General features: G+C 58.1%; 9 protein-coding genes. 2 read left to right on the forward strand and 7 right to left on the reverse strand.

The window, feature by feature from the left end:
* The 6 genes from H5U08_RS05275 to H5U08_RS05300 all read right to left on the reverse strand — a co-directional run.
* A partial coding sequence (locus H5U08_RS05275; RefSeq protein WP_297030995.1) for a serine/threonine-protein kinase occupies window positions 1-1,369 on the reverse strand: 1,369 nt, incomplete at its 3' end.
* Between the two features lie 168 nt (window positions 1,370-1,537).
* Window positions 1,538-2,122 (reverse strand): hypothetical protein, encoded by a 585-nt coding sequence (locus H5U08_RS05280; RefSeq protein ID WP_297030996.1) that lies wholly within the window; start codon window positions 2,120-2,122, stop codon window positions 1,538-1,540.
* 40 nt (window positions 2,123-2,162) lie between these two features.
* On the reverse strand, window positions 2,163-2,801 hold the full coding sequence (locus H5U08_RS05285; protein WP_297030998.1) for a DUF1080 domain-containing protein: 639 nt from the start codon (window positions 2,799-2,801) through the stop codon (window positions 2,163-2,165).
* 443 nt (window positions 2,802-3,244) lie between these two features.
* Window positions 3,245-4,174 carry a putative glycoside hydrolase gene (locus H5U08_RS05290; RefSeq protein WP_297030999.1) on the reverse strand — a complete coding sequence of 310 codons (930 nt, stop codon included), beginning with the start codon at window positions 4,172-4,174 and terminating at the stop codon, window positions 3,245-3,247.
* Window positions 4,156-4,464: a hypothetical protein gene (locus H5U08_RS05295; protein ID WP_297031001.1), complete on the reverse strand. Its 309-nt coding sequence runs from the start codon at window positions 4,462-4,464 to the stop codon at window positions 4,156-4,158. Before H5U08_RS05295 ends, H5U08_RS05290 begins: the two co-directional genes overlap by 19 nt.
* Window positions 4,465-5,442, reverse strand: coding sequence for a family 43 glycosylhydrolase (locus H5U08_RS05300; RefSeq protein ID WP_297031002.1), 978 nt, complete (start codon window positions 5,440-5,442; stop codon window positions 4,465-4,467).
* Between the two features lie 409 nt (window positions 5,443-5,851).
* Here H5U08_RS05300 and H5U08_RS05305 point away from each other — a divergent pair, with 409 nt between their 5' ends.
* The gene (locus H5U08_RS05305; RefSeq protein ID WP_297031004.1) at window positions 5,852-6,844 is read left to right on the forward strand and encodes a sialate O-acetylesterase; all 993 of its coding nucleotides are present in this window, start codon (window positions 5,852-5,854) and stop codon (window positions 6,842-6,844) included.
* Window positions 6,845-6,931: 87 nt separating this feature from the next.
* Entirely contained in the window at window positions 6,932-7,873 is a 942-nt protein-coding gene (locus H5U08_RS05310; RefSeq protein WP_297031006.1) for a sulfatase-like hydrolase/transferase, read from the forward strand.
* 30 nt (window positions 7,874-7,903) lie between these two features.
* On the opposite strand, the gene H5U08_RS05315 is transcribed toward H5U08_RS05310, so the two are convergent.
* On the reverse strand, window positions 7,904-8,778 hold an 875-nt coding region (locus H5U08_RS05315; protein WP_297031007.1), incomplete at its 5' end, for a hypothetical protein.

Raw genomic sequence — 8,778 nt, forward strand, 5'->3', positions numbered from 1 at the left:
GCATGAGCGGGTCGCGCAGGTGGTCACGGATCGGCCAGAGCTGATTGAGGGTATCGGCGGCCTCGCGGTATTGCTTTTGCAAAACATAAACCCCTGCTATCCCCGCCAGGCCGAAGGCCCGAAGTTCCGGTTCAGAATTCCCCATTGCGGCAAGTTCCTGAAAGAGCTGAAGGGCTTCATCCAGACGATCTTCCCGAAGGTAAATCTGGGCCAGACGCATTTTAGCTCGCGAGGTCCAGTACACCTTATCGGGAAAATACTCGATCACGGCGCGCCACGCTTCTTCCGTGCCCAACTGACTGGCATGCAGCCACTGCCCGAAAATCGTATCGTATTTGGGGACATTGAGGTGCGGTGGGCCGGCCGTTTCCGCGAGAAGGGGCGGCTCGTGGATGCGATAGTAACCAATGAGAAGTCCCACTCCTGTCGCCACCACCCATAAACCTGCCAGCGCCGCAGGCCAAAGCCACCAGCGGTTTCGGGCGGGAGGCGGCGCCGCTTTCATCGCCTCTTCCAACTGGCGAATGGCGGATCCTCCGAGAACAACCGACCACTCTCCGGTTTCCAGATCGGGAAGTTCATCCGGCCAGCTCTCTCCCACATATTCCGCGTATATTTTGCGCAGCTCCGCAAGGAGTGCCTTGGGAGAAGCAAACCGCTCATCCGGTTCTTTGGCCAGCATCTGATGAATCACACGGCAGAGCGGTCGCGGGAGATCCGGCCGCTTGTTTTCCAGCGGCTCCGGCTCCTTGGTGAGATGCATCACCCCCACGACCATGGCGTTCTCGCCTTTAAATGGTGGCTCGCCGGTCAACAATTGATAGCACGTCACGCCGAAGGAATAGATGTCGCTGCGGATATCCAGCGGTTTGGCCTGAATTTGTTCCGGGCTCATGTACAGGGGCGTGCCCATCGTCATGCCCACCCGAGTGAGTTCCAGGCTCTGCTCGGTGGGTCTGACCCGGGCCAGCCCGAAATCCGCCACTTTGACTTCCAGATTGCGCGTGATGAGAATATTTTCCGGTTTGATGTCTCGATGGACGATCCCCTCTTCGGCTGCCTTGGCGAGGGCCGCCGTCACCTGCCGCATGATGATGAGGGCTGTCCGCAAGTCGGCCGGACCATTCTTTTGCAGCCATTGCCGAAGGTTCACCCCCGGCACGTACTCCATGGCGATGTAGTGGATGTCGCCTTTTGAACCGACTTCAAAAATCTGCACAATATTGGCATGGACGAGTTTCGCTACCGCCTGGGCTTCGCGACGAAACCGCTCCACATAGGTGGCATCGCTGGCGAGTTCCGGCCGGAGGACCTTCAACGCCACCTGCCGACGCAGGGAAATTTGCTCGGCCAGATAGACATCCGCCATCGCGCCCACTCCGAGGCGCCGCAAAATCCGGAAGTCTCCAACGGTTTGCCCGGAAAGGTCTCGCGAAGGTGAAGGAAATCGGGCCACAGCTTACGCCCTTTCGTGCGGCAGAGAAAGTTTATCGTTCTGCGTGGTCCTCTGCCATTTATTGTACACTGATGAGAATTCTCACATGCCAAGCAGTTCCTTCCGAAAAATCACCAGAATGGCGAGCACGCAAACCAGCAGGAAGAGGACACCCAACCCCACCGCTACGCCAGGATCTTTCCAGAAATCTTTGCGACGGCGTTTCAGGAGCACGGTGACTGGGACGCTCTCGGCGGAAAGACCGACTGCTGGTCGGATCGCCGGCATTTCTGGAGATGAAACAGAGACGTTCGGATTCTCGGGTGCCGGCCCTGCAAAGGCCGGCTCCGTGGAAAGCGGCTGCGCCACCGGAAGCGGCAGCGGCGCGCCACGCCGCTGTAATTCGAAAAACAACCGCTGGTCGTAGTCTCGCTTGCGGACCGGATCGAGCAGACACACCCGGGCAGCGGCCAGCTCATTGAGAATCCGCTGGCACACGTCGGCGTATTTTCCCGCCTGGAAACGCCGAACGTGGCCAATCTGGCGATCGGCCGCATTGATGATCACGTCGGGATCGCCTTCAAACAGCGGTATCCCCAGCAACCGATAGTAGTTCGGCGGCTGTTCTTCCGGCGGGATGCCCAACCATTTTCGGTAAGGATCGAACAGAGGTTCGTTCTCGGTCATTGGCGAGGCTACGACGTCCGTTCCGCCCATATCGTCCCGGCTACGGAAGCTCCTTGATGCGGATGTTGCGGAATTCAACTTTCATCGGGGGTCCGGCGTGCAACTGGAGGGCGATGATACCCTCTTTGGCGCCTTCGGGACTCTTTTCCACGTAATCCACGGTGGTGAAGCCGTTCAACTCCAGCCGAATCCGGGGACCGTCGCAGGTGATGGTGTATTCGTTCCAGTCGCCGGGCTTGACGTGCTTGGCCACCTCTTCGGGATTCACATCAGCGAGAATGCCCCGGCCCCGCTCTTCGTAGAGTATCCCCATGTAGCGCTTTTCGGCGATGTCCGCCTGATAGCCGGCCACGATGAAATCGTCCAGACGTTTGCTGCGAATTTGCACGCCGGAATTGTGGTTCCGCAGGCGGAACTCCAATTTGAGGATGAAGTTTTTGTAGGTCTTTGTCGTGCAGAGGAAGGTGTTGTGGGGAGTTCGCGTTTCGTCGGTACTGCCCACGATCACGCCATCCTGGACGGACCAGAAACGGGGATCGCCCTCCCAACCGGCGAGGGTCTTGCCGTCAAAGAGCGGCTTGAAGCCTTCTTTCTCTGCCGCTCTGACAGCCGCCGACCGCGAGGCGAACAGCGCAATTAATATCACCAGGCAAGCGGGCACACATGGGTTTTTCCTCATGGTGGTCTCCTCGAAGCAAAGGGGCAATGCGATTCGGGGCGGCTTCACACCCAGCGAGGTGAACTCCGCTGACAGCCAAAAAGGCAGGGGCATTTCCTTTGCCCAGAATACCATCACCCGACAGGCAACTCAAGCGGCCAGGACGGCGAGTCGACATCACTTGTCTTCTGTTGCTGGAAAGGACTTTCGGTGGGCCCCCGATAGGGGCGATTCATGAATGGCCCCCACAATGTCGGAGGGATTTTTTTCGGAGGGACCCGCTTCGGAGGGACCTGCTTGTCAGGTCCGCATATCGGAGGGACCTGCCTGTCAGGTCCGCCTTTTCAGAATTGATCGTTCATTGTGGTTCACCGGGCACGACGAGCGTGCCCCTCCGAGACATCCTTCGGAGGGACCTGCTTGTCAGGTCCGATCAACAGCCGTCGATGACCCATTCCCCTTCACTATTTGACGATACCAGCTTCTACTTCAGACGGTTGAAGGGGTGCCTTCCATGTGATTGTCGCTTCTTCCTTCTCGATGTCGAGAAAGACGCTGGCGTACTCGAATTCCCGGGTGTAAGTGTAGCCGTTACGGACGGCCGGCCCCTTGGGCGGACCCAGCGGGCGGTCATACTCAGCCGGACGGGTCATCCACATCTTGCTGGTTTTCGCATCGTAGCCGTCGTTCAAGTAGAAATAGCTGTATTTCTCGGCACAGACAAGAAAGATTGCCAACTGGTAGGTGAAACGGCTCTTCGCGTCCCTGTTTTGCCTGGCGAGATCGCCAATGGCGTTGTCGCTCCCGGCAGGAGACCGCGGAGCCTCATCCGCATCTTGCTGGTTGGCGCCCAAGTTACACGTGTAGGCGATGATCAGTCCCTGCCGGGCGGCTCTCTGAAAGTCCCTGATTCCCTTGGCAACATAGTCCTTCTTGGACATTCCCACGGCGCCCTCGAAGCCCTCGATATAGGAACCGTCCAACGCCTTGATATAACTGAGGCCCGAATCGGGCAAACGCGCCCTCAAGATATTCCCCACGATTAACTTGTGTGGCCCAAGCCTCTTTCGCAAATCCTCCATCATGGTCACATATCCGGCCAACATACCGGCTTTCTTCTCCTCTCCAATAACATCTTTCAGAAACGTGGGCTCCAGAATCTTGACCACACCGTCCACGAAGATTCCGTCAATGGCGGGATCGGAACAAACCTGTTCTGCGGCATCGATCCACCACTCACGCAACGCCTTGTTCGTGAGATCATAGGCCTGGAGCCGGTTGCGGATAAGTTTGTCTCTGCCGTCGCGCCCGACCAGAAAGGCCCCGGGGATATTTTTCAACATCTCGTTGGCAGCGTAGCCTCCGTAATGCACGATCACGTTCCGGTAATACAAGATTTTTTCGCCGGATTGATCGCCTTCACAGCCCGGGCGGCATGCAGCGTTCCCGCCTCGACGGAGCCGAAATCCGTGTGTCCCGTGGCCTTCTCAAAGGTAATCAGGGGAAAGGTCGCAAGGTAGCGAATCTCGTCCTCGGTGAATGCCGTGTCCTTACGGATATGCATGTACAAGGGCACATGGTCCCAGGAGAATGCCGGCATCCGATCCGGGTCAGCCACAGACGCTGCAAACAGATTTGTCGCCACCAGGGTGCCCAGAGCAACCCCTAACAAGTGCTTCTGCATTTACTCTACCTCCACGAGGTCAAATCGCTGGATGAAGGGGAGAAATCCGGCCTTTTTCCCGATATGCAGACCCCACTCCATCCGCCTGCCTGTACCGCTGTCAGTAAATGCTTCCGGCCGATAGGCACCCGGCGCGGTGGGAACATTGAGGATGTTGTGCGTTTTCGTGAAGTGAAGTCCGTCCTCGGCATACATGATGGAACAGGTGATTTCTTTCGGCCCGACCCTGCCGATCATCGCAGCAACACCCTTACCCTGCGGCCACACCAGGACTTCGTGATTGCCGGGGACCACAGGGTTGCCGACATACTTGACAAAGGGTCCCGCTGGTTTCTCGGAGATGGCCACTCCCATCTTGGTTTCCGCGGGGGTTTTTCCCAACTGACGCCCTTTGTAGTAGAGCCAGTATTTCCCCTCCCGCACGATCAGGCAGGCGTCATCAACCAGGTGACTGTCGAAGTCCTCCGGATGATCGCTGTTTTTCAACACCGGATTGGTCGCCAGGCGTTCCCAGGGGCCATCGGGCGAATCGGATACCGCAACGCCGATTTTGGAGTCCGGATTAAAGTCCTTGCCGAACGGTCGGGAGGTGCCCGTGTAAAACAGCCAGTAACGTCCCTCGGCGACCAGAATATTGGGCGTGAAGACGCTGGCTCCATCCCAGCTTCCAGGCTCACCTTTTCCGAGAGCCATTCCTCGTTCCGTCCATGTGTGACCATCCGGCGAAGTTGCGTACCAGATCGTCGCATCATAGCCCGAGGCAATCTTTCCCTTCGAATACCACACGTAATAGAGATCACCAACCTTGATGATGTCGCTCGGATCCCGGCGCATCACGCCTGGTTCGGCACCGATGCCCTTCGCCTCCGAATAGATCGCTTTTATCGTCCCGATTTCCGCCCGAGCCGAGACACTCAGTCCCGCGACCAGTCCAATGAGTAGCCATCCCGTGAGCAGCCATCCAAGTCGTCGTTTCATTCTGCACTCTCCTCTTTTTGTGGCATTTCGTGTGAACACCGTGACCGGGCTCAATGGGCCGGTTGGTCGCTCTTCGGATAAGACGGAGCGACAAGCCTGATGGGGTCTTCCCACGGAACAACCTGGTTCATTATCCACAAAAGTTCGTGCCGCCGAGAGGGTTTCCGCATCACATCAAAGCGCGCCACGACCAGCGCCCGCTGCTGCTCCGGCTTTCGCCTCGCCAGCCTTCCATCCTGTCCGATTGGCTATCTTGCTTTATACGTCTTTCTATCAACCCGTCACAACCACGAGATTTTAATGCCATCGAATTGCGATTCTGCAGAGGTTTGCGTTGCCACTTGTGGGGCGGGTGCTTAGATTATAGGCGTATCCCCAACTTGATGAGTTTCGCCGAGGAGCCGTGACCATGAAACGATTCATCCTGTGTGTCGCGTTGCTTGTGTTGGCTGCGGGATTTGTTCGGGCAGAAACACCACCGGTCAAGGTGTTTATCCTGGCTGGCCAGTCGAACATGGTGGGGGCCGGTCGGGTCAAAGCCGATCCGAAACGGAATAGTGGCAAAGGTTCGCTGGAGTATCTCGTGAAATCCCCGTCGACCGCGCAGCGATTCGCCCACCTGGTCGATGCGGACGGTCACTGGCGGACGCGGGACGATGTGTGGATTGTATTTTTCGACCGAAAAGGGCCCCTCACCGTCGGCTACGGCAGCAACCAGGACACGATCGGTCCCGAACTCGGATTCGGCTGGGTTGTGGGCGACGCCTTTGAAGAGCCTGTGCTGCTCATCAAATGTGCCTGGGGTGGAAAGAGTCTGGCCGTCGATTTTCGCCCTCCCAGTGCAGGCAAGCCACCTTACTCACTGGGCGCCAAGACCGACGCGGCCATCGCCCAGGACCCGAGCATCGTCGGCAAATATTACCGCGAACTCGTGGCGACGGTGAAGACGGCCCTCGCCAACATCCGGGAGTTGGTCCCCGGCAGTGATGGCCGGTATGAAATCGTCGGATTTGCCTGGCACCAGGGGTGGAATGACCGCATCAATGACAAGTTTACCGCTGAATACGAGAGCAACATGGCCCATTTTATTAAAGACATCCGCAGAGAGCTTGGTGTTCCCAATTTACCTTTCGTCATCGCGGAAACGGGTATGGGGGGACCGGAAGAAAAGCATCCTCGGGCACTGGCCCTGATGAAAGCCCAGGCTGCCGTGGCCGAGCGACCCGAGTTCAAAGGAACCGTAGCGTTTGTCAGCACCAGGGAGTTCTGGCGTCCGCCGGAGGAATCTCCATCTGCCCAGGGTTACCACTGGAATACGAATGCGGAAACGTACTATCTGATCGGCGAAGCCATGGGCCGGGCCATGCTCCGGTTGTTGCACCGGGAGGCCCAATCTCCCTGAGGCATCCATGAGTTTCAGCACGAGATGTTGCTGATCGAAGGGCCTGTCATTGCCGGGCCGATGCCCGACCAATTCGGAGCCAGGTTCATGCGAGACGCTCGCAAACGTCGTCCGATTCATCGCAGGGGATCCGTTGGCGGCAAAGATTTTTGGCTGCGTCTTTCCCCAATTGTGCGGCGTATGCTCTGGCTGGTCTTCTTGAGAAAAAGCCAGGAGTGGCTCGAGCACCATGTCAGAAAACATCCGAACCAGCCTTTTTTCCTGTATCACGCTGCCAGTGCGGTGCATCTTCCCTCATTCGCTGCTGAGCAATTCAAAGGGGCCACCAAGGCCGGTCCGCACGGTGACTTCATTTTCGAGCTGGACTATATCGTGGGACAGTTGATGGAAACGCTCGAGCGGCTCGGCGTGGCCGATAACACGCTCGTGATTTTCACCAGTGACAACGGACCGGAGGTCACCACGGTGTTGCACATGCGGGCGGATTACGGTCATGACGGTGCTCGCCCCTGGCGGGGACTCAAGCGAGACAACTGGGAGGGTGGCCACCGCGTACCGTTCATCGTTCGCTGGCCGGGGCATGTCAAACCCGGTACCGTCTGCGACCTGCCGATCTGCCATACGGACATCATGGCCACATGTGCGGAAATTGTCGGAGCACCACTGCCCAACAATGCGGCTGAAGATAGCATGAGCTTTTTGGCGGCTCTCCTGGGACGACCTTCTCCATCCGATTCGCCTCGCATTCTGCTCCATGAGACGATCAGCCTGGCCCTGGGAATCCGCTACGGGCAGTGGAAGTACCTGGATCACAAAGGCTCCGGCGGTAACCGCTACGATCGGGGACCACTCGCCGCTCTGGCTATCGAGGATACAGCTCCAGACGCTCCGGGACAGCTTTACAATCTGGCCGACGATCCCGGCGAACGGATCAATCTCTCGGCCCAAAAACCCGAATTGAGGGCGTATCTCAAGCAACTCCTGGAGCAGGCCAAGGCCACGGGACGGAGCGCTCCCCCACGGCCGTGAGACAATTGTACGGAATCTCCCGAGACGAGATCACCGTTGCGCTTGCGCCGGGCGAATTTCCAGCAGGGAGACGCTCATATCGGGCAGCGATATTTCCAGTGTTGCGCTTCCCGAGTTGACGTTCAGGGTTCTTTCCGCCGTCGCTTCCAAAGAGGCCGTCTCCAGGTTGTAGGCCCCGCCCTGGGAGTCTTCACCACGGCGGACATAGCGAGTATACGGATTGTTGTGGTCATAGTCGATGCGATATTCCGTGCATTTCAGGGTCCCTGATTCGGCGAGGGCCGGCGGGAGATTGTTCAGCCGGATCTGCCAGGTCCGGGGGGAATCTCGCATCAGGTCGAAGTGCCACAGCAAAAGGGCGATCCGCCCGTCGTCCCCGGTGGCTGTGATTCCGCCACTATCATCGTTGAGAATCCCGTCCTTTCCAGGCAGAGTGACGTTCAACTCGTGGTCAGCCAGCCGGTGGTGCATCACCCAAACGAAATAAGGCGTTGTAACGACCCGACCTTTTATCAGGGGAAGGCCGCTATAACGGGCAATTGTTTGATCGTTGTAGACGAAGCGTTCACTGATACGACGGGCACCGGCAACGGCCGTATCCACGTGATCCATGAGTCGCCAGACGACATGCTCTCCGGTGTCACCGGCGACAGTCACGCGGGGATCCGCCCAGACGGCCCAATCGGCGTTCGATTTGCCTGCTGGTCCTGCATTTGTGCGGAATTCCAGGACGATCGTCCGCCCGGCAAATTCGGCCAGCGGCACACGAACGTCCCGCCAGTGACCTGGACGGACGACGGTTTCCAGGAGGGTGGTGGTGCGATTGCCCTCAATCGCCACCAGTTGAAAGCCACACCCGTCGCTGGGGGCAGAAAGCGGCACCACTCCGATCGCTGCTTCCAGAC

Source organism: Thermogutta sp., from assembly GCF_014359955.1.
In the GTDB taxonomy this organism is placed as follows: Bacteria; Planctomycetota; Planctomycetia; order Pirellulales; family Thermoguttaceae; genus Thermogutta.